Source organism: Flavobacterium crassostreae (assembly GCF_001831475.1).
Classification (GTDB): Bacteria; Bacteroidota; Bacteroidia; order Flavobacteriales; family Flavobacteriaceae; genus Flavobacterium; species Flavobacterium crassostreae.
Genome location: NZ_CP017688.1, coordinates 155,186 through 179,990, shown reverse-complemented (window position 1 = coordinate 179,990; position 24,805 = coordinate 155,186). Strand labels below are relative to the sequence as shown.

The window sequence follows — 24,805 nt, the reverse complement described above, 5'->3', positions numbered from 1 at the left end:
TCCAATTTGGTTTGCCTAACCCAAAACAGAATACACTTTTGTAGAGGTGTTTTTTACATAGAATAATTTTTGAACATATAGATCCATAATAGCCTCGAAAAACGAATGTTGAAAGAGGCCAAAGCAAGGATTACCAAAGCAATAATAGGAATGATTCTTAGATCAAATGCTACCGGAAAGAAAAATTGGGCTATTATATAGGTTGCAATAGCTTGGGCTACAGTTAATCCATAACTGATATACATGGCGCCAAAAAAATAACCGGGCTCTTTTTCAAATTTATGGTGGCAATGGGAGCAAGTAGGATGCATCTTTGGAAAACCAATATTTAAAAATATATTTTTTTCGTCAAAAACCTTGCCTACATGGCAGTGAGGGCAGGTGTTGTTTAGAATATGAACTAATGTAGTTGCCATTTTGTTTTTTTTACAAAGGTACGCTGTGGTTCTGTGGGAGGTATTTTATATCTTCGCTAGTTATAGCACAATAAAGACATTTTTGAAATGAAAAAATATCCTGTTTATAGTATTCAGCGCTTTAATTGTAATTCGGTCAACAGTGATTTTTATATCAATACCTTCAAAAACCATTTAATAACGCATCGGTTTGTAGAGCAACCGCACCGTCATGATTTTTATGTTTTGGTGTTTTTTACCGCTGGTTCTGGCACGCACAATGTTGATTTTAATACATACAACATCCAGCCTCATCGTGTATTTGTGTTGCAGCCAGGGCAAATGCATCACTGGAGTTTATCTGAGGATATAGAGGGATATGTGGTTTTTTACTCTCCAGAGATGTATAATTTGTATTTTGGACAAAAAGATCTAGATGGCTTTGCTTTTTATTATTCGGCGCATACCAAATCGGAGATTGTTTTGAGTGCAACCGAGTCCGAAGCATTGGAGCCTTTGTTCAAAATGATGCTTTTAGAGAGTCAGGCTCCTAAAAATTTTGCGCAAGATAAAATTTTGAATTTATTGGATATTATACATATAGAGCTGGCCCGAAAATACCAGGATTCTGGAGGAGTACATGCACCCGCATATATGGGTAAAATAAAACAATTAGGGCAGTTGTTGGAAGCTAAATTTGCCCAAGAAAAAACAGCTTCGTTTTATGCCAATGCGCTCAATATTAGTCTCAAACATCTCAACAGGATTTGTAACGAAATGTTGCAAAAAACCACAACCGAAGTAATCGCGCAACGAGTGGTATTAGAGGCCAAGCGCATGCTGATGGACAAAAACCTAACGGTAAATGAAATTGCAAACCATTTAGGTTACGAAGATTACTCTTATTTTGTGCGTTTGTTTAAAAAACACACAGGCAAGACTCCAAAGGTGTTTCGAACACAGAGAGAATAATTTAACTAATGGTTGCTACTAGTTTTTAGTAGATACGTAAAAAAACCACCGGAATAGCTACAAAAAAAGGGTTGGTAAAATACCGTATTTTACCAACCCTTTTTTATAGTATTTTAAACAAATTTATCGAATTACTTTTTTGACTATTTCGGTGCCATTAGCAGTGAATTTTATTTTAAAAAGATACATACCGCTTTGTTTGTCTCTAAGATCAATGCTTGTGGTGGCTTGTTCGGATTTGTTTTTTTCTAAAACAAGTTGCCCTAATGCATTGAACACCTTTACTGTGTAGCTTTGGTTTGGTTTGTTGGTTTTTAGGGTATATAAACCATCCTTTTCGGGGCTATAAATCAGGATTTCCGAATGTTCCAAAGCGGGATTTGTAACGCCTAAAGTCGCTTCGTTTAGCCAGCGGTTCAGGGTGGTGATCATCATGGTTTGATCTGAAGAGGGAAAACTCCCAATTCGGGTTCCGTGACTTCCGCCGGTCAAAGTCATTATTTTGTAATCTAAGGAGGTGTTTGGATTTACTAAACAAGCTCCCCATGGGTCTAATCCGCCGTGAATATACATTATTTTTTCCCCTTTTGTTTCTAGATAATTACGGACTTCTTTGATGTAGTTTGGATTGTATGCTGGAGTGTTTTTGGGTGCAAATCTATTATTAGATGTAGAGGTGACTACTGTTAGTAAGTCTTTTACTGGAGTAAAATCAAAGCCATAATAGCCCAGTTCTGCCATGTGTTGGTAAAAGGAAGGTAGGTATTTTTCGTATTGATAATCTCCGTAAAAATCTACTCCTGCTACTTGATTTAAGTAATTAAAAAGGGTTGTTGCCGAAGCTGTTTTAGAGGGTATCGCGCTACAGCTATGTCCCCATTGCCAAAACGAAAAAGGAAATTCTAGTACGGAATATTCTAGCGCCTCGTCCATGGATACCTCATTGTAAGTTATGCCGTAATAGGTGGCATAGTTTCTAAACTGGGTCATGATGGCAGCTCTATTTTGTAAAATGGCTCTTTGAAATTCTACGATTTTTGCCCTACAACTAGCCGTACCATTGGTGTTGATGCGGTCATTGGTTCTGGTATCTTCTAGGGTGTTGATTATGGGTGCTACATAGGGCACGCTAATGCTTACATCATTGGGGTATTTTGATTTATAAATTAAGGCTGTTTCTCCACCTTTACTGATTCCGGTAGAGATCCAGATGCCTTTGTATAACTCTTTTAATTTCACCGCTATGGCATGATAATCTGCCGATGCTTGGTCATTGGTTAAATATTCCCAAGGTATTGGATTGGGTCTGGATTGGCCATAAAACCGGTATTCTACGGCTACTTGGTTGGTGTTTAGCAACTGACTAACTTCGCTTTTGATGTTTCGGGTGTCATAACCATGGGTTTCTATAACCATGGGTTTGTTGTAATCCAGATGCGAAAGATATATATAATGGTCAAAGGTTCCTTTTTCTGGGTGTTGGTGGTCTAGAGGTTGCTTTAAGATTAATTGAAAGGACTCCGAATAGCCACTCAGGTTGTTTATGGAGGTGATGGTAGCTTCTGGAAATAAATTTTCTAGTTTTGTTTTTAGGTTTTGTCCTTGGATGCAATAGGTGCTTAAGAGCAAAAAGGATAAGAGTATTAGATGTTGTATTTTTTTCATTTTAAGATAGTATTGTTAAATATTTTTTAAATGTAGGGATCTAGTTGCTAGCAAAGAGTTGTTATTTTATCTTTTAATGGTGTTATTTTATCCAGTTTTTGAGGTTAAATATCGTTGTAATAAATAGTTAAGATTACTTTGGTTGTACTTGGTTGTTGGTGTTTAAGAGCTGTTCTGGCCTTATTTTTAGAGGGCTTGTTGCTGTGGGCTAGGGAACTCTGTGGGATTAAAAAAGAACTAATTAGCAGGATAGATTTGGATTTGGATTGGATTTTTTGGTACAAAAATAAAATACCCCAAGGAGGTTCCTTGAGGTAGTGTTTACTAATTTTTGGCGTTTGAGTTAGTAACTAATTAACTGTTTAGGTTTAATTTCATTAAAATAGCTTGTATGCTATTTAGTTGTTTAGCTACTACTGCTTTTTGAGCGGGTTGTAGGTTTTGGTTTTGTAATGCTGTTTCGTACTTTTCAATTGCGGCTTCTTCTCCGGTTATACAGGCGTTGATGATGGCTTCTGTATCTCCGCTAGTAAAGGTGGATTTGATGTCTATCCAAGCGCGGTGTAGTGCTCCCAAGGGATCGCCTCCTGAGGTGTCTGTAGATTTGCCTATTTTGTTGATTTCGTCTTGTAGTTCTACAATGAATAATGCTCGTTCTCTGGCGTATTGTGTGAATTCGGTTTGCATGGCAGGGTCCTCTACGTGTTCTGCGGCGTTGGTGTAGCCTAATTTTCCGTCTTCTAGAATGGCAATTAATCCTTCGAGGGTGCTGGTGATTTCGTTTCTTTTGTCGTCTGTGTTTGTCATGATTAATGTTTTTAGTTGGTTATTTAATACAATACAAAGATGGGAGGAGTCTAAGGATTTTGTTTTATATTATTTTTGACTTTTGTTGCAAAATTGTAGGATTGCGTGAGGGATAGGAGCTAGCTACCGAAGTAGCGCGGATAGCCCGACAGCACCTAAAAGAGGGGCTTTGTGGCCGCAATTTGGGTAAGCCCCTTTTTTAGGTGTTGGCACGCCCAAATAAAAAATGCCTCTAGATTTAGAAATCTGGAGGCATTTGTGTGTTGGTAAGTCAGGTATTGACTTGTATGGGGGTGCTTTGGCTAGTGTGCTAGGGCGTCTTTGATTCTTTTTAAAGCTTCTTTTAAAATAGCATCGCTGGTTGCGTAAGAAAAACGGATGCAGTTTGGGTTACCAAAAGCATCTCCTGTTACGGTTGCTACATTGGCTTGGGCCAAAAGGTACATCGATAAATCCATTGCGTTTTTGATTTCGGTTCCGTTTAATGTTTTTCCGAAGAATGACGATACGTCTGGGAAGACGTAAAAGGCGCCCTCGGGTACGTTGATTTTTATGCCTGGGATGTCTTGTAGTAATCCAACTACTAGATCTCTGCGGCTATGGAAGGCGTTTACCATGTGTTTTAAAACGCTTGGGTCTGCATCTAGGGCGGTTATGGTGGCGCGTTGTGCGATGCTGTTGGCGCCTGAGGTTACTTGGCCTTGGATTTTGGTGCAGGCTTTGGCAATAAATTCGGGGGCGCCTATGTATCCGATTCTCCATCCGGTCATGGCAAAGGCTTTTGCTACTCCGTTTACGGTGATGGTTTTGTCTAGCATGCCAGGTATGGAGGCAATGCTGCAAAAGGTGCCTGAAAAGTTGATGTGCTCGTATATTTCATCGGCAACTACATATATTTGTGGGTGTTTTTCTAATACTTTGGCTAGGGCGGTTAGTTCTTCTCTGCTGTATACGGATCCGCTTGGGTTGCATGGCGAGCTGAACCACATCATTTTTGTTTTGGGTGTGATGGCAGCCTCTAGTTGTGCGGGTGTGATTTTAAAGTCACTCTCTATTGAGGTTGGTACTTCTACGGGAATACCTCCGGATAGTTTGATGATTTCAAAATAGGAAACCCAATATGGTGCAGGCAAAATTACTTCGTCGCCGTTATTTAATAGTACTTGTGCAATGTTGTATAAGGATTGTTTTGCTCCTGTAGAAACGACAATTTGTGCGGGTTGGTAGTCAAGGTTGTTGTCTCTTTTGAATTTTCGGCAAATGGCTTCTTTGAGTTCGCCATATCCTTCTACTGGAGAGTAGGTGCTGTAGTTTTGGTCAATGGCTAATTTTGCGGCTTCTTTGATAAAATCGGGTGTGTTGAAGTCTGGTTCTCCTAGACTTAAACTAATTATATCTTTGCCTTGTGCTTTTAGTTCTCTTGCTAATGCCGCCATTGCTAGGGTTTGCGACGTGGATAAATTGTTGATTCTGTCTGAAAGTGGATTCATCTTAATGCTTGTTGTAGTTATTTTTTTGCTATTGTATATAAGGGGTTGCTTTTGTCTGAAATTATACAGTCAAAGCGGGGTTTTGACCTAAGTCTTTGAGGTGTTTGATATGGGCAATTAGTGCGCTGGTCATGGTTTTGTATTCTAAATAGGGTAGGTCACATTCTTTTGCGGTTTGTTTTACAAAATCTGCAATTTTGCCATAGTGTACGTGGCTAATGTTGGGGTATAAATGGTGTTCTATTTGGTGGTTTAATCCTCCGGTATAATAGTTGAGCAACCAGTTTTTGGGTGCAAAATTGGTAGTGGTGTAGAGCTGGTGTATTGCCCAGGTGTTGTCCATTTCGTTAAGTTCATTTGGCATTGGGTTTTCGGTTTCTTCTACTACGTGTGCCAATTGAAAGACCAAACTTAGGATTAATCCTGCTGTATAATGCATCACAAAAAAACCAATTAAGACTTTCCACCATGTTATAAACAACATAGGTATTACGAGCCAAAAAGCAAAATATACAATTTTAGATAGTACTAATCCAATCCATAAATTGGTAGGATTAGGGGCGGAGCCGTAGGATAGTTTTCTTTTGAGGTACCCTCCCATTTGTTTAAAATCAGTAGTTAGAGACCAGTTGATGGTTAGTAGTCCATAAAGAATTATAGCGTAATAGTGTTGGAATTTATGAAATGTACTCCACTCTGCATGTTTGGTAAAACGGATTACTCGTCCGGCATCTAGGTCTTCGTCATGACCTGGTATGTTGGTGTAGGTGTGGTGCAATACATTGTGTTGTACTTGCCAGTTATAGACATTGCCTGCCAGAATATAAATGCTTCCGCCCATGATTTTGTTTAGCCAGGGTTTGCTAGAATAGGATCCGTGGTTGCCATCATGCATAACGTTCATGCCAACTCCTGCCATACCGATACCGATAACTACACTTAATACAAGATGCAACCAAAAAGGAATCGTTGTGTAGACTAGCAATAGAAAGTAAGGTGCTAAGAATAGCGTAAACATTACTAAGGTTTTTAAATGCAACCTCCAGTTTCCTGTTTTTTTAAGATTGTTTTCTTTAAAATAATCGTTTACACGGCTGTTTAAAATTTTAAAAAACTTTAAGGCATCGTGTCTTGGAAAAGTTGGGGCATTTGTATTCATATAAAATATAAAGTTGTAATAAGTTCCAAAGATAAATATTAAAATTTTCAACTCTGCAAAATGGAGTTATTTATTTAAGTATTAAAATGAGTACTTTTGTTAAAAAAATAATACGATGGACGAGATTTTAAAGTATTTTCCTGATTTAACGGATATTCAAAAAGAGCAATTTGAAAAATTAGATTTTTTATACCATGACTGGAATGAAAAAATAAATGTTATTTCTAGAAAAGATATAGATGCCTTATATACCAAACATGTTTTACATTCTTTAGGGATTGCCAAAATAATGAAGTTTGAACCCGGAGCCTATGTTCTAGATGTTGGAACCGGTGGTGGGTTTCCAGGCATTCCTTTGGCTATTCTTTTTCCAGACACGCGTTTTTATTTGATTGATGTTATTGCCAAAAAAATTAAAGTGGTTCAAGGGGTGGTAGATGCTTTAGGATTAAAAAATGTTAAGGCCGAACAACTGCGTGCAGAGCATGTTAAGGGAGATTTTGATTTTATTGTAAGTCGTGCCGTTACCAATATGCCGGATTTTGTTTCTTGGGTTAAAACTAAAATCAAAAAACAACACAAACACGCTTTGAAAAACGGGATTTTGTACCTAAAAGGAGGCGATTTGACCCAAGAGTTAGAAGATTTTCCAAAAGCAACTCAATATAATCTAGCCGATTTTTTTGAGGATGCGTTTTTTGAAACCAAAAAAGTGGTGCATTTGCCCTTAAAGTTTGTGGTATAGTCTTAAAGCTAAAAGGCATATTTGTTAGAGAAAGATAAAACAAAAAGCCGAATCTAAATTTTTAGATTCGGCTTTTTTATGGTTGTAAAGTTCTGTAAGACTTTCGACTTTTACACTCTCAAGTTGGTTTATTCTCCCAAGAAAGGGTATCTGTAATCTACTGGAGTTACAAATGTTTCTTTGATGGTTCTTGGAGATACCCAACGTAATAAGTTTAATGGAGAACCTGCTTTATCATTGGTTCCAGAGGCTCTAGCACCACCAAATGGTTGTTGTCCTACAACTGCTCCTGTTGGTTTGTCATTGATGTAGAAGTTACCAGCAGCATTTTGTAATTTTACGGTTGCTACTTCAATTGCATAACGGTCTTCACTAAAAATGGCTCCTGTTAAGGCGTACTCTGATGTAGTGTCTACTAATTCTAGTGTTTCTTCCCATTTTGCATCTTCGTATACAAAGATGGTCATTACTGGTCCGAATAATTCGGTTTCCATGGTAGCATAATGTGGGTTAGTGGTTACAATAACGGTTGGCTCAATAAAATACCCTACCGATTTGTCGTAGTTTCCTCCAACAATAATTTCTGCATCCGCATCTTTTTTGGCTTGATCGATATAGCTTGCTAATTTATCAAATGAACCTTCGTGTATTACTGCAGTGATGAAGTTGCCAAAATCTTCTGGAGATCCCATTTTCATAGATTTTACATCCGTGATAATTTCTTCTTTTACAGAAGGCCATAAACTTTGTGGGATGTAGGCTCTAGATGCAGCAGAACATTTTTGACCTTGAAATTCAAAAGCACCACGTACAATTCCTGTTGAAACTTGTTTTGAGTTTGCGCTAGGGTGTGCAACTATAAAATCTTTTCCTCCTGTTTCTCCTACAATCCTTGGATAGGTTTTGTAGTGGTGGATGTTGGTTCCTATTTTTGCCCAGATGTCTTTAAATACATGTGTGGAACCAGTAAAATGCATTCCTGCAAAATCACGACTAGCCAAAACAGTGTCTGTAACCATTAATGGATCACCATAAACAACATTGATTACGCCATCAGGTACTCCTGCTTCTTTGAATATTTCAACAATTATTTGAGTAGAAAAAATCTGGCTATCACTTGGTTTCCATACTACTACGTTACCCATCATGGCGGCACTTGCAGGCAAGTTGGCGGCAATTGCAGTAAAGTTAAATGGAGTAATTGCATAAACAAAACCTTCAAGAGGTCTGTATTCTAAACGGTTCCAAACATCGGAAGTAGAGGTAGGTTGGTCTGCATAAATTTGTGTCATGAATTCTACGTTAAAACGTAAAAAGTCAATCAATTCGCAAGAAGCATCAATCTCTGCTTGGTGGATGTTTTTAGATTGCGCAATCATTGTTGCGGCATTTATTCTTGCTCTGTAAGGTCCTGCTACCAGTTCTGCTGCCTTTAAAAAAATTGCTGCTCTTTGTTCCCAAGCCATATTAGCCCAAGCTGTTCTTGCTTCTAAAGCGTTGGCTATCGCTTTTTCTACGTGTGCTTTTTCGGCTAGATGATAGGTTCCTACGATGTGTTTATGATCGTGTGGCGCAGACATGTTTCTAGTGTTTCCGGTTCTAATTTCTTCGCTACCAATATATAATGGTACGTCAATTTTAGTGTTCCACATTTTAGTGTAAGCTGCTTGTACTGCTGCTCTTTCAGGGGAGTTAGGTGCGTACCCTTTTACCGGTTCATTTACCGCTTTTGGTACGTGAAAAAATCCTTTTAGCATGATATTTAATTTGTTTATCTGTAGGTTGTACAGAAGAGATTAGACATTTAAAATGTATAAAAATTAAGCAAAATATTGCAAAAAACTTATTGTGAAACAAAAGTACAAAGGATAATTTAAAACCAGATAAGAAAATTAAATATATTTACGAAATAGGTTTAATTTAAAGCAAATGGAGCACAAAGCTTAAAAGTTGGGATCAATACTTTAAAGGTTTTTGTAGAAGTAAAGTTAATCATGTTAAAATGGCCTTTCATTGCTCCATAGGGAGAAGAAAGTAAACATCCGGAGCTGTAGGTGTGAAACTCTCCAGGCTTCAAGACTGGTTTTTTGCCAATGATGCCCTCGCCATCCACAATCTCAATGTTATTTAAAGAGTCATGAATTTCCCAATGGCGCGAAGTTAGTTGTACCGAATCTTTGCTGTGGTTCTCAATAGTTATCTCGTAGCTAAAGGCAAAATGAATCTTGTAGTTCTTGAAGTACGTGCCTTCAAAACTAGTAGAAACAGATATCTTTATGCCTCTTGTTATTTGAGAAACCATATAAATTAGGTTGTGTGAGTGTGTTAGGATTACAAAAGTACAAAAAATTGATTTCGTTTTGTTGTTTTTGAGAGTAAATTTTTAATTGACAATAGTTAAGGAGTTTGCCGTACCCTTGCCAATAACTCGGTCATAGCGCCCGGTATTTTCTTTATAATAAACTAGAGCAGTATAGTTGTTCTCGGTTTGGTAAAAATTGCCGTCAATAGCATTTTCTAGATCAATAGTACCTTTGTTATCTGCAACGGTATATTCAAAACCAGTAAAGCCTTGTTTGATTAAAAGGGCTTTTTCATAAATACCTTTGGCTTGGTTGTACTCCATTTTGTTTTCTGTTGTTAAAACATAATTGTTAAATGCACCAGTGATATAAATATTTTTATCCAACCCAAATGCGGGAGCAGATAGACTAAAATAAACCCAAGCATAGTCTGCTTCGATGGCCATGTTGCTAGCTCGGAAGTTTTGGACCAAAAAGCTTCCGTTAGTATCTTGGGTAAAACTATACGGAAAGTTGGCTCGGGCAGTATTGGTAAACAAATGACTTCCGTAAATGGCCGTGCTGGCATCTATATACGATACGTTATTGCCGGAGGCTCTGAGGTCTTTGTTTTCAAAAAACAAAAATTCATTCCCTGCCCAAAATTGGGTTTCGGTATCGTATTTATAAATTAATTCTGCACCCAAGGTGTATTGCGGTACTATATTTTGTATGGCTGTGGCAAATTTTCCGTTTTGTAGTAAAACTATTTTTAGGTTCTTTAATGGGTTTTGAAAATTTATTGCTTTAGAGTTGACCGAAAATTCTAGGTTGTGTTTGTAGGGTAAATTGCCAATAGTTCGCGCTCTTTTTACCTGCATGGGTACGTTAGCAAGTTCTTCATAAAGAATAAATTTTCTAGAAAAAACAACTTCTTTCGCATCATTCAAAATAGTAAGCAAATAGTTGCCACTTAATTTAAGCCCTAAAGTGTTTGCATTGGGTAGTGCTAGCGTGTAGTGAGAATAAAGCTGCAAGGTATTGAAGGAGTTGCTATAATTTTGGATGCGTTGGTTGTCAAAACCGTCTAAGTATTCGTTTTTGGCAATTGCTGTAGGCACCCAATTATAGTCGCAGTGTTTTATTTCGTAATAATAATCGGCTTCGTTACCATACAAATCATCAAATTGCAATTGAAAGCCAGATCCTAATGGAAAAATAGGAATGCTATTTTGGTTGTTTTGTACAAATGTAATGGTTTTGATGTTAAACGGAGCAGCCACCTCTTTTTGTACCTGTGCCAACAAGAGCTGCACAGAAGCCAGAAGCAGTATCGGGATTAATTTTGTCATGAAATTAACGTGTTTTTTGAGGGCTTAAATATAGGGAATAATTAGCTTACAATTCTAAAGATAGTTTTTAGGTTGCCATTCTATCTGTTTTTTGTTTTTATTCCAAAAGGTATTCCAAATGGGCTTCTATCTCGTGGCCAATATAATTTTCGTCCAAAAGCGCATCCGATAGTAGTTTTTTGCTTTCTTGCAATTGAATAATTTTTTCTTCTACCGTATTTTTGGTTATAAAACGGATCACATGCACTTTCTGTACCTGTCCTATTCTATGTGCTCTACCAATTCCTTGCTTTTCAGCAAAAGGGTTCCACCATGGATCCAAAAACAAAACATAAGATGCCTTGGTTAGGTTTAGCCCTACGCCACCTGCTTTTAACGAAATAAAAAATAACAAAATTTCGTCTTGTTCTTGAAAGTTATTTACAGCAATTTCGCGGTCTTTTGGATTCGTTGCGCCAGTTAGCTCACAAAATTTAATGTGGTTTTCAAGACACCAATTTTTATAAAAATCCAGATTAGAAACAAAAGAACTAAACACAATTGTTTTTTGTTTGGATGGAATCAAAGTACTCAAATAATTGGTTACGGCATGAAATTTTCCGGAATCTATCTCCGAATTAGCATCGATCATTTTGGGATGGTTGCTTAGTTGTCTTAAGCGCATCAAGCTATTGAGTATGTTAATTTTGTCCCTTTTAGTAGCATCTGTACCCAGGATTGCATTGCGGGCTTTGGATTTTTCTTCGTCGTACAATTTTTCTTGCTCTTTGGGCATATCGCAATAATAAATTTGTTCTGTAAGCTCGGGCAAATCGTCTAATACCTGCTCTTTGGTTCGTCTTAAAATAAACGGACTAATCACGGTTTTTAGTGCTGCCAAAACGGTTTTGTCTTTGTTTTTTTCAATAGGGATCTTGTAATTTTGAACAAAAAAAGAATGGCTTCCTAGTATGTCTGGATTGATAAATTCCATCTGAGACCATAAATCATCCAAAGAATTTTCAATAGGTGTACCGCTCAAAGAAATCCTGTTTGCAGCAGGTATTTGATGTATTGCTTGGAATATTTTGGACTTTTTGTTCTTGATATATTGACTTTCGTCTAAAATCAAAAATCGAAACGAATGTTTTTTTAGAATAGCAATATCTCGGGATGCAATGGCATAACTGGTAAATACTAAATCGTAGCGCATTAATTTTTTGGCAATCCATTTTCGATCCTTGCCAATATATTGTATCCTCCGCAAATGTGGTGTAAATTTACGGGCTTCGTGGTACCAATTGAACACTAACGAAGAGGGCAGTACTACCAAAACTTTTAAATATTCTTTGGTCTGTGGTAGGTTGTTGCCAAACAAATCGAGTTGTTCTGCCTCAGCTTGTTGGTTTTCTAATTGTTCTTGTACGGCAACCAAGGCGGTTAGGGTTTGTAGGGTTTTACCTAAACCCATATCGTCTGCAAGACAGGCGCCCATGCCATTTTGGTAATGCTCAAGGAGCCATTTTACACCCTGAATTTGATAGGGTCTCAATGTAGCTTTCACTAAAGCAGATGGGCTAAATTCTGGAACTATTGGGGTTTTTAAATCCAGTTGTAATTCTGGTATTTCTTGAAGAATAGCGTAGTTGTTTTTGGGTACTTGCAAAACTTGTTGGTGTATCTTGGCTAGTTTTGCTAACGGCGCATAGTGCAGCATCCACTCTTTAGGAATCAAAAAACAACTACCATCAGGCAATAGGTACAGCTGGTTTTGTTGTTTTAAATTGGGTATAATCTCTATAAAATTGAAGGTAAATTTGCCGCAACAAATAGTGATTTGGATATCAAACCAATCTTTTTGAGTTTGGTTCCGAAACTGAATTAGGGGTTTTGTGAGTTGTATTTTTTTTCCATCGATGGTAAGGTTATCCAAACTAAATCCGGAAGATTCTAACTGTTCTTGGTGCTCTATAACCCATTGAATGGTAGCGTATCGTTCTGTGTTTTTAGATTTTGGCGAAAGCCTAAAAAAGCCATTTTCGGTTTTCTCCAAACCCCAATGACTTAGTTTTTGTTCCAAAAGTATTTCGGCATCTGGATTTCGTTTGTATTGAATGACTTTTATGTTTTCGGGATGGTCTATATCCACTTCGGAATGGCTTGTTTTGTTTTTGGAGCTATCAAATATGTAGCCGTTATAATCCAAGCGAAAATGAAGATAATAGCTGTTTTTAAAAAAATCATGTACTGCTTCAAGCTGGCAAGAAACAAGGGTATTGCGTTGGATAATTTCAAAACCATCTGCTGTAACATCTACTTTCTGGACAATATCTTTGATAAATTTTTGAAAATAGTCCGCCACCATCCGAGATGGAATGGTGATGGTTTTTTTGGTCAAAAATGGGTATATTTTTTTGGCATCTATTGCTTGAAGAAACAGCAATTGGCGGTCTATAAGCAACCAAGCTGGGTCCTGGAGCAGGATGGTTATTTTTTTGTCCCAAAGAGCAAAGGATTCTTTATTGTCTTGCAATTGCAAGCGGTATTCTATACCCTGATCGGTTTTTAGAAAATGAATTTTAGCTTCTAAGGGTTGGTTTTGGGTTGTGATTTGGCTTTTTCTAAAATTTTTATCTTGGTCTAAAGCAAAACAAAGTGCAAAATCATGGGTTTGAACCAGTTTTAAAAATTCGGCTAGTTTTGCGTTTTGATACCGCTGTATCCCCAAGGCAATTTTAGGATCTTTGGATAATTCCTCCAGAGATTTTTTTGCTTTGGCTGTGCTGAATTTTTTAGCGAGTATCTCGGCTTGCAGGCTATCACAAATGGCAAGTACTTTTTGGATGGATTTGTCTAAGTCAACAACATCAATCCCAAGGCTTTTGAGAACTTCGGGGGTGGCTTTTTTATCTAAATAAGTTATAGGTTGGTTGGTAGCAACCACATAAGCTGTAGGAGTGTAAAAATTGCTTTTGACATCCCAATTCAAGTCAAAACAAAACGGAAATTTGGATGCAGTGGTCAAAATTAAGGCTATTAGGTTTTTGAAGGTTGCTAGGTCAAAAGCGAAGTAATTACAGATTTTACCATTCAGGGATTATGGAAATGAAGTGTTCGACTCTATACTCGCAAAATCCCTTAAGGGTAAAATTTAAATCGTCGGTATTTTGCTTATTTAAAACAAACAGGAATAATTTCGCCTGGAGCCAAACAATATTTCGTTACTAATTCGGGTGCAATTTTGGTGGTATACGCTTCTTCGACAACCCGAAAACCAATATGTCTTAATTTATCAAAATAATCCCGTCCATAGATACGCACATGATCGTATTGTCCGAATATTTCGGCACGCTTTTTTGGATCCGTTATGGTATCGTCTGTAAAGGTGGTTGCCCGATTTAAATCTTGCGGAATTTGCAATATAGCCATTCCGCCAGGTTTTAATACGCGGTAGAGCTCTTGCATGGCTTTAGTATCCTCTGGAATGTGTTCTAAAACGTGGTTGCACAAAATAATATCGTACTGATTGTCCTCAAATGGCAAGTCACAAATGTCAGCCTTTACATCGGCAAGCGGCGAAAACAAATCGGTTGTTGTGTAGTCCAGATTTTTTTGATTGCGAAACCGTTTGTAAAAAGCTTGCTCTGGTGCAAAATGCAGGACTTTCTTTTTTTCTTTAGAAGTAAAAAAATCAGTTTGATCATTTAAGTATAGCCACAACAAGCGGTGTCTCTCCAACGAAAGTGTGCTTGGCGAAAGTACATTGTTGCGCTGGTTTCCGTAACCATACGGCAAGAATGTTTTAAAACTTTTGCCGTCAATAGGATCCGTAAACGTAGTTCCCTTTAAGGTCAATGCCAAAATAGGCCGTGCAACATAACTTAACCGAATAAGTATTGGGCGAGGGATGGTATTGAGTACGAGTTTGAATAGTTTTTTCAAGTTTTATAATAAAATTAATGTTGGGTCATGTCCATTAGCAGCAAGTTATTTCTGTTACAATACCAATGGCACTTTTCTAAACTCTTCTTCTTCATTGCTTACAATTCCAAGTGCTTGGTAGATGTAGGCAAAGGTAGAAAGTAACTCTGGTTTGCCATCTACTAAGGCCACATCGTGTTCAAAGTGGGCACTAGGTTTGTTGTCTGCAGTAGTGATTGTCCAGCCGTCTTTGTGTTGTTTGATGTTGCGTGTTCCTTGGTTAATCATCGGTTCAATGGCTACTACCATTCCTTCTACAAATAGTTTTCCGCGTCCTCGTTTTCCGTAATTTGGCATCTCTGGATCTTCGTGCATTTTTTGCCCTAAACCGTGTCCTACTAATTCGCGCACCACGCCATAACCATGCGCTTCGGTATATTTTTGGATGGCATTACCTACATCTTCTACGCGGTTTCCGGCTTTAAACTCGCGGATACCTACATACAAAGATTCTTTGGTAACCTGTAGTAATTTTTTGGTTTCGGGTGCTACATCGCCAATTTCAAACGAATAGGCGTGGTCTCCGTGGTAGCCATTTTTAAATGCCCCACAATCTACCGAGATCACGTCTCCGTTCTGTAGTGGCGTATTGTTAGGGATTCCGTGTACTACTTGTGCATTTGGACTCATGCATAAGGAGTTTGGAAAATCGTATAAACCTAAAAAACTAGGTACTGCGCCATGGTCCCGGATGAACTCTTCGGCTAATTTATCTAAATGTAATGTAGTTACTCCTTCTTTGATTTCAGAAGCAATCATTCCTAATGTTTTTGATACAATTAAGGCACTTTCGCGCATTAATTCAATTTCTTCACGGGATTTAACTATAATCATATTGTCTTATTTTCAGTTGGCAAAAGTACAATTTTTAAATTATTTAATCCGGATTAGCCATAATTTTAAAAAGTACAGCATTGGAGTTAAAATACCTGTTTTCTAAAGCGATTGAAGCCAACTTGGCACTGATTAAACTATTTTCTCGGCTATTGATTACAAATAGAGAGCTTTCGCCAAAGCTAAATAAGCGTTCTTCGGATTGTAGCATAACGGCATAATCTTCGGCTAGGCTTTTAATGATTTTATTTTGGATCTCTAAGGATTGAATTTCTGTTTTCTGGGCACTAATTTTGTTAGAAAGTTGCATTCGTTCTAGATTTAATGCCAATTCAGATTCTTGAATTTTGTATTGTGCTAGTTTTAGACCGCCACGTTCTTTTCGTAAAAATAAAGGGAAATAAAAATTTAGACCAATTTTGTAATTTTCAAATTGGTAGTTGTCTATATAACTTGGTTCTGCAATATAAGAATAGCCAAGGTCCATTTTTGGCAACAACAGGTTGGCTTTTAGTTTTTTCTCTACAGTCAGAATTTCAATTTTGTTTTGAAGTGCGTTAATCTTTGGGTGGTTCTCTAGGGTAAAATCGGTGTTTACTAAATCATTTGTTTTTAGTGTTTCTTGAATGCTGTTTGCGATATCTTTTTCGGGAACCAAACTATCTGCTAGTTCTAACGGAATGGTGTTTTCTAACCACAAAAAGGTTGCTAACTCTAGTTTGGCTTTGTTTAATTTTAATTTAGAATCCTCCAGATTGAGCAGTCTGTTTTTTACACTGATCCCAGACTCTATACTGTCAATAGCGCGTTTGTCCCCTGCTTTTATCAATTCTTTGATCCCCTTGAACCTAATTTGTGCATTGTTGCTGTAGGTTTGGTATAGTGCAACTTCGTTATAGGTTTTTTTCCAATTAAAATAAGCAATAGAGGCATCATACAAAACGGCAATTGCTTGTAGTTTTCTTTCGGCTTGACTGAGTTTTAATTGGATTTTGGCTTTGCGAACATCGGCCATTCTTTGATTGATAAACAAACCTTGTCCTAACGGCACGGTAATTCCTAAAGAGGTTAGTCCTTGATTTGGAACGGTGTTTTCGGGATTTAAATATATGCCATCATTGTGGTCAAAACCCGCTTTTATTTCGATGCCATACCAAGTAGGGATTTTGAAACTGCTGTTCAGTATCGAATAATATTCTTTGTCTTTAAATTGTTTTTCTTTAAAATCAACTTCAATTTTAGGGTCAAAACCACCACGAGCTGCCATCAAATTAGCTTGGGCTTTATTGATTTCTAAATTAGCTATTTTAACTAAAGGATGGTATTTTTTGACATAACCCAAAAACTCATTGTAAGTAAATTCTTTTAAATTATTGGTGGTGGGAGTTTGTCCAAAAACAACAGATCCTAAAAATAGAAAAAGGATAAGAAGTGGTTTCATTATTTTTTTTCTTTAGTAGTTTTGGTGTCTGATTTATAATAATTTGGCGGAAAGCCATTTAAAATTCGCCATGCCTCAAACCAGATCGGAACGGTATCTAACAAGGCAATAGTTTCTGCGCCGGAGCCGATACTTATTTTTTTGGGCCAAGAGGCTTCTTCTGGATCTGGCGCAATTAAAATGCGGTACTTTCCGTTGTCACTGATAAAGTTTTCGATGGCAACAATTTTGCCGCCAAAAGTTCCGTAGGATACATCCGGCCAGCCCGAAAAAACAATAGTAGGCCATCCATCAAACCAAATACGTACTTTTTCGCCTTTATTTATTAAGGGCAAATCCATTGGGCTTACGTAGGTTTCTACGGCAATATCGTATGCTGCCGGCATGATGCTTACTATTGCGGTTCCTTCTTTGATGGTTTGCCCAATACCAGCTTGTAAAATCCGGTTTACATACCCGCTTTGTGGGGCTTTGATATAATACATGCCGTTGCGTATGCTGTAATTGGTGTATTGGTTTTCTAGTTTGTTTACCTGTGCTTCGGTGTCAAACTGGTTGCTCAAGGCGGTGAATTGTTCGCTTTGGGCCTTGGATACTTTCTCGGCGTATTCTGCAGTTATTCTGTTGGTTTCTACCTTGGCGTTGATAAATTCATTTTGACTGCTCAGGTATTTGTTTTCTTGGGTGATAATTTTGGCGTCTACTTCTTGCAGTTTTAGTCTTTTGTCTTCTACATCTGTGAGAGGTTTTAGGCCTTCTTTATGAAGCTGAACGGCACGATCCAATTGGGTAGTTGCAATTTTAAATTGTGTCTTTACGGCAACAAGATCCATGCTATCGCTTTTTATTTTTAAAAGCGCTTGTTGGATTTTATTTTGGGCTTGTTTTAATTTTAGGTTTTTCTCACTTTCAATGTTTTGGATTTGTCCGCTCATGGTTTTTACTTTAGACCCATAAGATTCTAAAGCATTTTTTTTGGCACGGACTTGTTTTTGGGTATTGGCTACCAAATTAGGATCCATGTAGTCTTCTTTTATCTCCGAAATAAAAAGAATCGTATCGCCTTTGTTTACAAAATCACCTTCTTGAACATACCAGTTTTCAATGCGGCCAGAAATCACACTTTGTATGGATTGGGGTCTTTGGTTTGGTTTTAGGGTAGTTACGGATCCAGATCCAGAGATGTTTTGGGTCCAGGGAAGAAATAAAATAAGCACACCCAAGATGCAAACCGATACAATAATTTTGTTCAAAGCTCTTGAATTGGTATTGGTGTACAGGTTTTTGATGGTCTCAAATTTCTCAAGACTTGGCGGATTTGTTTTGTTGTTGTTGGATATATTGAGCATGGGTTATAACTTTTTTGAATCGTGTTGAATACGTCCGTTTTGTAGGATAATCTCTCTAGTACACTTGGTTTTCCAGTAGGGGTTTTTGGAAGAAACGATAACGGTCCATTGGTTTTCTTTGGCAGTAATAAAATCAATAATTTCGTTGGCTACCTTTGGGTCCATGCTATCGGTTGGATCTTCATAAAACAAAATCTTTGGTTTGTGGATGATGCTTCTAGCCAATAGTATTTTTTGTGCATTGGAAGACGATAGTTGCCTTCCTTCGGGATAAATAGGGCTGTCCAGACGCTCTGGCAACGATTTTATAAAACCCGTTAGCTGTATGCCATCTAATGCCCATTTTAAATCTTCTTGGCTAATATTGGGATCTCTGAAGGTAATATTTTCTAGATAACTGCCTTCAAAAGGAGTTTCGCCATGTATCACGCTTCCAATTTGGGATCGGTATTGTTTTAAATCCATTTTTTTGAAGGTATTGTCATTGATGCAAAAACTACCAGCAGTAGGCTTGAGCAAGCCCGAAAGAATCCGGATTAAAGTTGTTTTTCCGGCACCATTATCGCCATTTATAATCAGACGCTCTCCGGGTTCTATTTTTAAAGAAATGGCACTTAATACATTGTTTTTGGATTCCGGAAATTTAAAATCTACGTTTTCGGTTTCTAAACTAATATCGGTATAACAATAGTTGGTGTTTTCTTGGTCGTACTCTTGTTCTAAATCTAGATCCACTACTTGGCCTATTTTTTCTACCGAGGTTAGTACGTCATAAAAGGTTTCTAAGCCTAAGATTATTTTTTCAACTGAATTGATAACTAGTAGTATGATGATCTCAGCGGCAACAAATTGTCCAATATTCATCTGTTGTGAGAGTACCAAATAGCCTCCAATAGAAAGCAAACTCGTGGTGATGATTATTTTAAATAAAATTAATTGACGGAACTGTTTTCTAATAACCTTAAAGTGTTTTTCTCGGTATTTTAAATAATCAGTTACCAATTGGTCGTTTTTTTGTAGTCCGAAATCAAAATTGATTTGGTTTCGGAAACTAGAATTATTACGGGCCATTTCTTGCAGCCATTGTGCTACCTTGTATTTGTACTTGGATTCTTTTAAACTGGTTTCTAAACCAGGATGGTAGGATAATTTGAAAATAAAATAAAGCATTACAATCAATAAAATACCCAGCAATATAAAATAGGGATGATAAAGGGACAATAGTACAATACCAAAGACAATTTGTAATAAGGCTGCCGAGAAATCAATCAATAATTTGGAGGTGCCTTTTTGAATGGCCATGGTGTCAAAAAAACGATTGGCGAGTTCTGGAGGATAGGTGTTGTATAGCTCTTCAAATTTTATTTTGGGTAAGCGTACCGCAAATTCAAACGAAGAGCGAATAAATATTTTTTGTTGTAAACTCTCGGTGATCCGTAACTGCATCAACGATAACACGCCTACCAAGCCAACACCTATAACTACCAAGAATATCAAAATAATCCAAGAAACACTGGCGCGTCCGGATTGAATTAAATTGATTATTGCTTGTATGCCTAATGGTAAGGATAAACTGACCAATCCAGCAAAAATAGCATAAAAGAAGAGCTGGTAGATGTCTTTTTTGTCTAAAGCTAATAAATTGTAAAATCGTTTTAATGGAGTCATTGCTTAGTTGTTTTTTAGAACGGTGGTCACAAGATGAATATAAAAGTCTGTTGGGCTAATTTGTTGGTTACAGCTAGTGATGGTTTTTAGATGGTTTTTTAAAAAGTGCTGGTGCAAAGCGCCTTCAATGATGTTAGAGGCTAGGCTTTTAGAAAAGGGGTATTCTGGATTTACGGCAATAATTAAATCAATAATGCGGTTAATTACGCGTTTGTATATCAAAAAAAAGCCTTCTTTATTTTCTTCATCTACTTCTTTGGTGAGAAGTGTTTTGGTAAATTCGGATATAATTATTTTGTTCAAAACAGATTGGTTGATGTGTTTTGTGGCCGTATCGTCTTCAATTTTTTCGGTGACAATAGTGATGGCTTTTTTTAGTTTTTCAAACGGATCTGCAATGTTGTTGGTAGCAAAAAATAATTTATACTCCATCCAGCTCCAATACCAAGAGCTGAGGTACAGCATTAGTTTGTGTTTGTTTTCAAAATACCTATAAATAGAACTTTCGTTAGACTGTATCTTTTCTCCTAATTTTTTGAAAGTAAAATTTTCAAAACCAATGGTATCAATCAATAAAATACTTTCTTGAATTATTTTTTTGCCCAAAAGAGAGGTTTCGGGATCTTTTACATAGATCTTTTGGTTGACCTGAATTTTGATGGTTGCAATTAAATCTTTCATAATTAATATAACTTTATACAAATATAATAGTAATACTATTATAAACAATATTTTTACATAAAAAAAAACCATCCCGAAGGATAGTTTTGATTAGGCATGTGATCTTATAATAAGGAATGTTGGGTCATAACCAGCGGTTTTTGTAGTCCCATTAGTTCTAATATGGTTGGTGCAATATCTCCAAGTACACCATTATGTATTGTTTTTATATCTGGATCTACTAGTATAACCGGTACCGGATTTGTGGTGTGCGCTGTGTTGGGACTACCATCCGGATTTAGCATGGTTTCGCAATTGCCGTGGTCGGCAATCACTAGGGTAGTGTATTGGTGGGCTAGTGCTGTGGTTACCACTTTTTGTACGCATTGGTCTACTGTTTCGCAGGCTTTGATGGCAGCTTCCATAATTCCGGTATGGCCTACCATGTCTCCATTGGCAAAGTTTAAACATACAAAATCTACGTTTTCTTTTTCTAATTCAGGCACCAATGCTTCGGTGAGTTCGTAGGCACTCATTTCGGGTTGTAGATCGTAGGTGGCTACTTTCGGGGAGTTTTTTAATATTCGATGTTCTCCTCTAAAAGGTATTTCTCTACCTCCAGAAAAGAAAAAAGTAACGTGTGGATACTTTTCTGTTTCGGCAATTCTAATTTGGGTTTTGTGGTTTTTTTCTAAAACCTCTCCGAGAGTTTCTGTAAGGTTGTCTTTGTTATAAACAACGTGTATATTTTTGTAGGTTTCGTCATAATTGGTTAATGTGACGTAATACAGCGGTAATTGGTGCATGTTTTGTTCATGAAAATCCTGTTGAGACAAAGCCTCTGTTAGTTCTCGGCCTCTATCGGTTCTGAAATTAAAAAAAACCACCACATCGTCTTTTTGTATAGTTGCAACGGGTTGGTTGTCTTCGTCTACCATTACTATGGGTTTTATAAACTCATCCGTAATTTCGTTTTGATAGCTTTGTTCAATACTAACAATGGCGTTTTTGGAGTGGGTTCCAATACCGTTTACCAATAAGTCATAGGCTAGTTTAATTCTTTCCCAGCGTTTGTCTCTATCCATTGCATAATAACGCCCCACAACAGAGGCTAATTTTGCGGAGGTAGTAGCCATATAATTCTCTAAGTCTTGGATGTATTTTTTACCCGATTTAGGATCCACATCTCGACCGTCTGTAAATGCGTGCACAAATACGTTTTGCAACCCATAATCTTGTGTGGCATCAAGCAACCCCCGAAGGTGTGCGCTATGCGAATGTACGCCGCCATCCGAAACCAATCCTAAAAAGTGAACTTTTTTGTGGTTGTCCTTAGCGTATTGAAAAGCGTCCTTAAGCACTTGCTCCTGTGCTAGTGTTTTATTGGCTACTGCCAAATTTATTTTGGCTAAATCTTGGTAAACAATACGTCCAGCACCTAAATTCATGTGGCCTACTTCGCTGTTGCCCATTTGTCCTTCAGGAAGTCCAACATGTAGTCCATCGGTACGTAATTCTGCACTGGGATAGTTTCGGTAAAGGCTTTTTATAAAAGGGATATTGGCATGATCTATAGCAGAAACTTTAGGGTCCGGAGAGTTGCCCCAACCGTCCAAAATCAGTAGTATAACTTTTTTGTTCATATCGGTTTAATTTTGAACAAAGATAACGTATTTATAAATCTTCTTAACGTAAAAAGAGGCTTATTGAGTCCTGAAAACAGCAGTTTTTTGGCCGAAAACTAAAGTTAAGACGTTGAATAACAATACAGAATATGGTTTTTGTAAGAAATAATTTTAAAAATAAATAGAATATTGTTTTTTTTGACTTCAAAATTATAATATTAGCAATATGTTTTATAACTTTACCATTCCAAATCATCTTTTAACCTAATTAGCCTCAATGAATTATACTTTTATTCCAGCACTAGCGTGGATGCTTTTTTTAGTATTCCAAACCAATTTAGTAACTACTGAAGCAAAAAATTTTAAACCCGCCCAAAATTCTAAACCTACAGAATTTGCAGCCGTTACTACAAAACCCTTAGAAACAAAGGAAGAAATTGTTTACAAAAGTTTGGACTCCAATAGCTTTGTTTTGCCCAAATTAGAAGTTTTTGCCAAAGCGTTAAAAGGATTCCAACAGCTCAAAGAACAAGGTTTGGTACATAAAGAGGTTTTGACCGTAATTGATTTTAGCATGTCTTCCAATTCCAATAGGTTGTGGGTGATTGATCTTAAAACCAATACCGTTTTATTTAATACCTTAGTTGCTCACGGCAAAAACACAGGGCAGGAGTATGCCTCTAGTTTTTCTAATGCTTCGTCTTCTTTTAAGAGTAGCTTAGGGTTTTATGCCACAGGCGAGATTTATGTAGGCAAACACGGAAAGTCACTACGATTAGATGGTTTAGAAAAAGGCATTAATAGCAACGCAAGAGACCGAGCAGTGGTTATACATGGTGCGGATTATGTATCGGAGCATTTTATTAAAAACAACAGCCGTTTGGGCAGAAGCCTAGGTTGTCCTGCTATTCCGGTTGCTTTGACCAATCAAATTATACAAACAATTAAAGATAAATCTTGTTTGTTTATTTACTATCCATCCAATACCTATAAAATAGCATCCCAATTGATTTCATAATTGCTAAACCTACACATTGTAGCCCAAAAGCCAATTTTATACTAGTGTAAAATTGGCTTTTGGTTGTTTAGAACCATTAATTTGGTATTAGTTTAGGTAGCAAACCATTTTAAAAATAGTTTTTATGGCTAACAGCCCCACTAAAACTAGAGAAAAATACCTAAATAATACAATTGGTAAGTAAAATAGAGTTTGAGAAAGCTAAAAATATACAATTGTAATGTTTTAATTTTAAATAGATTAGAAAATAAAGTGATTTTTAAGTAAATTTTTTTGCTGAAAAATTTGTTTCTAAGTTTAATTTATGAGTATATTTGCACCACAGTAATGCGAAAGTAGCTCAGTTGGTAGAGCTCCAGCCTTCCAAGCTGGTTGTCGCGAGTTCGAGCCTCGTCTTTCGCTCTTTAAAGAAAACCGAAACAGATTTGTTTCGGTTTTCTCGTATTATAGAGGGCAATGTGTTTTTTTTATTTATTTTTTTTAGAAAAAATTTGCATTAAAATAAAAAAAGTTTGTATATTTGCACCCTGTTAATGCGAAAGTAGCTCAGTTGGTAGAGCTCCAGCCTTCCAAGCTGGTTGTCGCGAGTTCGAGCCTCGTCTTTCGCTCATTAAAAAGCCGAAACATGTATTTGTTTCGGCTTTTTTTATTTAAGACTACTCAAGTCGCTGTTATTCTCTAGTTCTGTAGGTGTTTGGTTTGCCTCAAAAAGGCGTGCTTTTAGGCCACCTCTTAAAATGATTTTGCCTGCTTTGACTTCTAGCCAGCTACCTTCTCGTAATCCCAATACCGGAATGGTATTAAAAACATGAAATTCTTTAAGTCTTGTTTCGCGAGTTTCTCCCATATGTTGGGATTGGGTATCGGGATCTAAATAATGCGCATTGATATTAAACGGAATTAAACCTAAAGTCTGAAAATTAGGTGGGTATATAATAGGCATGTCATTGGTGTTTTGCATGCTCAAACCACAAATTACGCTCCCTGCGCTAGTGCCTAGATACGGAGTTCCGCTGCTAACCGTATCTGCTAAAACGTGCATTATATTATATTGGTATAATTGCTGGACTAATAAAAAAGTATTGCCTCCGCCGGTAAATATGCCTTGAGCATTTTTGATAGCCATAGCTGCATCCTCAAATTCATGAATTCCTTTTATGGCAATATTAATTTTGGCAAAAGCCAAGGCTGCATTTGCAGTATATTGTTCGTGACTAATGCCGCTAGGTCTTGCATAAGGGATAAAAAGCACTGTTTTGCAATCCTTAAAATGGTTGCTCAACTCTGGTAATAGGTATTCTAAGTAGCCTCCTGCGTGCAGGGTAGAAGTACTGGCAATGATTATATTTTTCATCTCAAAATAAATTTTAGGATCTAAAGGTA

20 protein-coding genes and 2 tRNA genes are annotated in these 24,805 nt (G+C 37.1%); 5 read left to right on the top strand and 17 right to left on the bottom strand.

The features are described 5' to 3' along the window. Positions 1–53: 53 nt before the first annotated feature. Entirely contained in the window at positions 54–416 is a 363-nt protein-coding gene (locus LB076_RS00880; RefSeq protein WP_066336175.1) for a DUF983 domain-containing protein, read from the bottom strand. An 87-nt stretch (positions 417–503) separates the two neighbouring features. Here LB076_RS00880 and LB076_RS00875 point away from each other — a divergent pair, with 87 nt between their 5' ends. Next, positions 504–1,367, top strand: a complete 864-nt coding sequence (locus LB076_RS00875; RefSeq protein WP_066336177.1) for a helix-turn-helix domain-containing protein — start codon at positions 504–506, stop codon at positions 1,365–1,367. 123 nt (positions 1,368–1,490) lie between these two features. On the opposite strand, the gene LB076_RS00870 is transcribed toward LB076_RS00875, so the two are convergent. The 4 genes from LB076_RS00870 to LB076_RS00850 all read right to left on the bottom strand — a co-directional run bounded on the left by LB076_RS00870 (position 1,491) and on the right by LB076_RS00850 (position 6,488). Then, entirely contained in the window at positions 1,491–3,032 is a 1,542-nt protein-coding gene (locus LB076_RS00870; protein WP_066336179.1) for a S28 family serine protease, read from the bottom strand. A gap of 354 nt (positions 3,033–3,386) precedes the next feature. Further along, complete coding sequence (locus tag LB076_RS00860) at positions 3,387–3,839, bottom strand: ferritin-like domain-containing protein (protein WP_066336184.1); 453 nt, start codon at positions 3,837–3,839, stop codon at positions 3,387–3,389. Positions 3,840–4,141: 302 nt separating this feature from the next. Continuing rightward, complete coding sequence (locus LB076_RS00855; RefSeq protein ID WP_066336187.1) at positions 4,142–5,329, bottom strand: pyridoxal phosphate-dependent aminotransferase; 1,188 nt, start codon at positions 5,327–5,329, stop codon at positions 4,142–4,144. A gap of 61 nt (positions 5,330–5,390) precedes the next feature. After that, on the bottom strand, positions 5,391–6,488 hold the full coding sequence (locus LB076_RS00850; protein WP_066336190.1) for a fatty acid desaturase family protein: 1,098 nt from the start codon (positions 6,486–6,488) through the stop codon (positions 5,391–5,393). Positions 6,489–6,603: 115 nt separating this feature from the next. On the opposite strand from LB076_RS00850, the gene rsmG reads away from it, so the two are divergent. Continuing rightward, positions 6,604–7,233 carry a 16S rRNA (guanine(527)-N(7))-methyltransferase RsmG gene (gene rsmG, locus LB076_RS00845; protein ID WP_066336192.1) on the top strand — a complete coding sequence of 210 codons (630 nt, stop codon included), beginning with the start codon at positions 6,604–6,606 and terminating at the stop codon, positions 7,231–7,233. A gap of 128 nt (positions 7,234–7,361) precedes the next feature. On the opposite strand, the gene pruA is transcribed toward rsmG, so the two are convergent. The 11 genes from pruA to gpmI form a co-directional block, all read right to left on the bottom strand. After that, entirely contained in the window at positions 7,362–8,990 is a 1,629-nt protein-coding gene (gene pruA, locus LB076_RS00840) for an L-glutamate gamma-semialdehyde dehydrogenase (protein ID WP_066336194.1), read from the bottom strand. A gap of 158 nt (positions 8,991–9,148) precedes the next feature. Beyond that, positions 9,149–9,535, bottom strand: coding sequence for a Co2+/Mg2+ efflux protein ApaG (gene apaG / locus LB076_RS00835; RefSeq protein WP_066336196.1), 387 nt, complete (start codon positions 9,533–9,535; stop codon positions 9,149–9,151). Positions 9,536–9,616: 81 nt separating this feature from the next. Next, positions 9,617–10,867 carry a type IX secretion system plug protein gene (locus LB076_RS00830; protein WP_066336199.1) on the bottom strand — a complete coding sequence of 417 codons (1,251 nt, stop codon included), beginning with the start codon at positions 10,865–10,867 and terminating at the stop codon, positions 9,617–9,619. A gap of 97 nt (positions 10,868–10,964) precedes the next feature. Beyond that, positions 10,965–13,871 (bottom strand): DEAD/DEAH box helicase, encoded by a 2,907-nt coding sequence (locus tag LB076_RS00825; protein WP_066336201.1) that lies wholly within the window; start codon positions 13,869–13,871, stop codon positions 10,965–10,967. Positions 13,872–14,017: 146 nt separating this feature from the next. Further along, positions 14,018–14,788 carry a class I SAM-dependent methyltransferase gene (locus LB076_RS00820; protein ID WP_066336202.1) on the bottom strand — a complete coding sequence of 257 codons (771 nt, stop codon included), beginning with the start codon at positions 14,786–14,788 and terminating at the stop codon, positions 14,018–14,020. A 54-nt stretch (positions 14,789–14,842) separates the two neighbouring features. Beyond that, the gene (gene map / locus LB076_RS00815; protein WP_066336204.1) at positions 14,843–15,661 is read right to left on the bottom strand and encodes a type I methionyl aminopeptidase; all 819 of its coding nucleotides are present in this window, start codon (positions 15,659–15,661) and stop codon (positions 14,843–14,845) included. 43 nt (positions 15,662–15,704) lie between these two features. Beyond that, complete coding sequence (locus LB076_RS00810) at positions 15,705–17,102, bottom strand: TolC family protein (protein ID WP_066336205.1); 1,398 nt, start codon at positions 17,100–17,102, stop codon at positions 15,705–15,707. Then, complete coding sequence (locus tag LB076_RS00805) at positions 17,102–18,451, bottom strand: HlyD family secretion protein (RefSeq protein WP_066336208.1); 1,350 nt, start codon at positions 18,449–18,451, stop codon at positions 17,102–17,104. The genes LB076_RS00810 and LB076_RS00805 overlap by 1 nt, the downstream gene beginning before the upstream one ends. Before the next feature lie 3 nt (positions 18,452–18,454). Next, a complete protein-coding gene (locus tag LB076_RS00800; RefSeq protein ID WP_066336210.1) occupies positions 18,455–20,119 on the bottom strand; it encodes a peptidase domain-containing ABC transporter in 1,665 nt (554 codons plus the stop codon). Positions 20,120–20,122: 3 nt separating this feature from the next. Further along, positions 20,123–20,800, bottom strand: coding sequence for a TetR/AcrR family transcriptional regulator (locus tag LB076_RS00795; protein ID WP_066336212.1), 678 nt, complete (start codon positions 20,798–20,800; stop codon positions 20,123–20,125). 104 nt (positions 20,801–20,904) lie between these two features. Next, the gene (gene gpmI, locus LB076_RS00790; RefSeq protein WP_066336215.1) at positions 20,905–22,422 is read right to left on the bottom strand and encodes a 2,3-bisphosphoglycerate-independent phosphoglycerate mutase; all 1,518 of its coding nucleotides are present in this window, start codon (positions 22,420–22,422) and stop codon (positions 20,905–20,907) included. 259 nt (positions 22,423–22,681) lie between these two features. Between gpmI and LB076_RS00785 the strand changes: the two genes are divergently transcribed. From LB076_RS00785 to LB076_RS00775, 3 genes are all read left to right on the top strand, one after another. After that, entirely contained in the window at positions 22,682–23,422 is a 741-nt protein-coding gene (locus tag LB076_RS00785) for a murein L,D-transpeptidase catalytic domain family protein (protein ID WP_066336218.1), read from the top strand. Positions 23,423–23,751: 329 nt separating this feature from the next. Next, positions 23,752–23,824: transfer RNA gene (locus LB076_RS00780), tRNA-Gly, on the top strand. A gap of 133 nt (positions 23,825–23,957) precedes the next feature. Next, positions 23,958–24,030: transfer RNA gene (locus LB076_RS00775), tRNA-Gly, on the top strand. 38 nt (positions 24,031–24,068) lie between these two features. Here LB076_RS00775 and pepE read toward each other — a convergent pair. Next, complete coding sequence (gene pepE, locus LB076_RS00770) at positions 24,069–24,776, bottom strand: dipeptidase PepE (protein WP_078055303.1); 708 nt, start codon at positions 24,774–24,776, stop codon at positions 24,069–24,071. Between the last annotated feature and the right edge of the window lie 29 nt (positions 24,777–24,805).

Bases quoted from the DNA above. Each gene is read 5' to 3' on its own strand.
- LB076_RS00880 (WP_066336175.1), bottom strand. From the start codon at position 416: ATGGCAACTACATTAGTTCATATTCTAAACAACACCTGCCCTCACTGC.
- LB076_RS00875 (WP_066336177.1), top strand. From the start codon at position 504: ATGAAAAAATATCCTGTTTATAGTATTCAGCGCTTTAATTGTAATTCG.
- LB076_RS00870 (WP_066336179.1), bottom strand. From the start codon at position 3,032: ATGAAAAAAATACAACATCTAATACTCTTATCCTTTTTGCTCTTAAGC.
- LB076_RS00860 (WP_066336184.1), bottom strand. From the start codon at position 3,839: ATGACAAACACAGACGACAAAAGAAACGAAATCACCAGCACCCTCGAA.
- LB076_RS00855 (WP_066336187.1), bottom strand. From the start codon at position 5,329: ATGAATCCACTTTCAGACAGAATCAACAATTTATCCACGTCGCAAACC.
- LB076_RS00850 (WP_066336190.1), bottom strand. From the start codon at position 6,488: ATGAATACAAATGCCCCAACTTTTCCAAGACACGATGCCTTAAAGTTT.
- rsmG (WP_066336192.1), top strand. From the start codon at position 6,604: ATGGACGAGATTTTAAAGTATTTTCCTGATTTAACGGATATTCAAAAA.
- pruA (WP_066336194.1), bottom strand. From the start codon at position 8,990: ATGCTAAAAGGATTTTTTCACGTACCAAAAGCGGTAAATGAACCGGTA.
- apaG (WP_066336196.1), bottom strand. From the start codon at position 9,535: ATGGTTTCTCAAATAACAAGAGGCATAAAGATATCTGTTTCTACTAGT.
- LB076_RS00830 (WP_066336199.1), bottom strand. From the start codon at position 10,867: ATGACAAAATTAATCCCGATACTGCTTCTGGCTTCTGTGCAGCTCTTG.
- map (WP_066336204.1), bottom strand. From the start codon at position 15,661: ATGATTATAGTTAAATCCCGTGAAGAAATTGAATTAATGCGCGAAAGT.
- LB076_RS00810 (WP_066336205.1), bottom strand. From the start codon at position 17,102: ATGAAACCACTTCTTATCCTTTTTCTATTTTTAGGATCTGTTGTTTTT.
- LB076_RS00805 (WP_066336208.1), bottom strand. From the start codon at position 18,451: ATGCTCAATATATCCAACAACAACAAAACAAATCCGCCAAGTCTTGAG.
- LB076_RS00800 (WP_066336210.1), bottom strand. From the start codon at position 20,119: ATGACTCCATTAAAACGATTTTACAATTTATTAGCTTTAGACAAAAAA.
- LB076_RS00795 (WP_066336212.1), bottom strand. From the start codon at position 20,800: ATGAAAGATTTAATTGCAACCATCAAAATTCAGGTCAACCAAAAGATC.
- gpmI (WP_066336215.1), bottom strand. From the start codon at position 22,422: ATGAACAAAAAAGTTATACTACTGATTTTGGACGGTTGGGGCAACTCT.
- LB076_RS00785 (WP_066336218.1), top strand. From the start codon at position 22,682: ATGAATTATACTTTTATTCCAGCACTAGCGTGGATGCTTTTTTTAGTA.
- pepE (WP_078055303.1), bottom strand. From the start codon at position 24,776: ATGAAAAATATAATCATTGCCAGTACTTCTACCCTGCACGCAGGAGGC.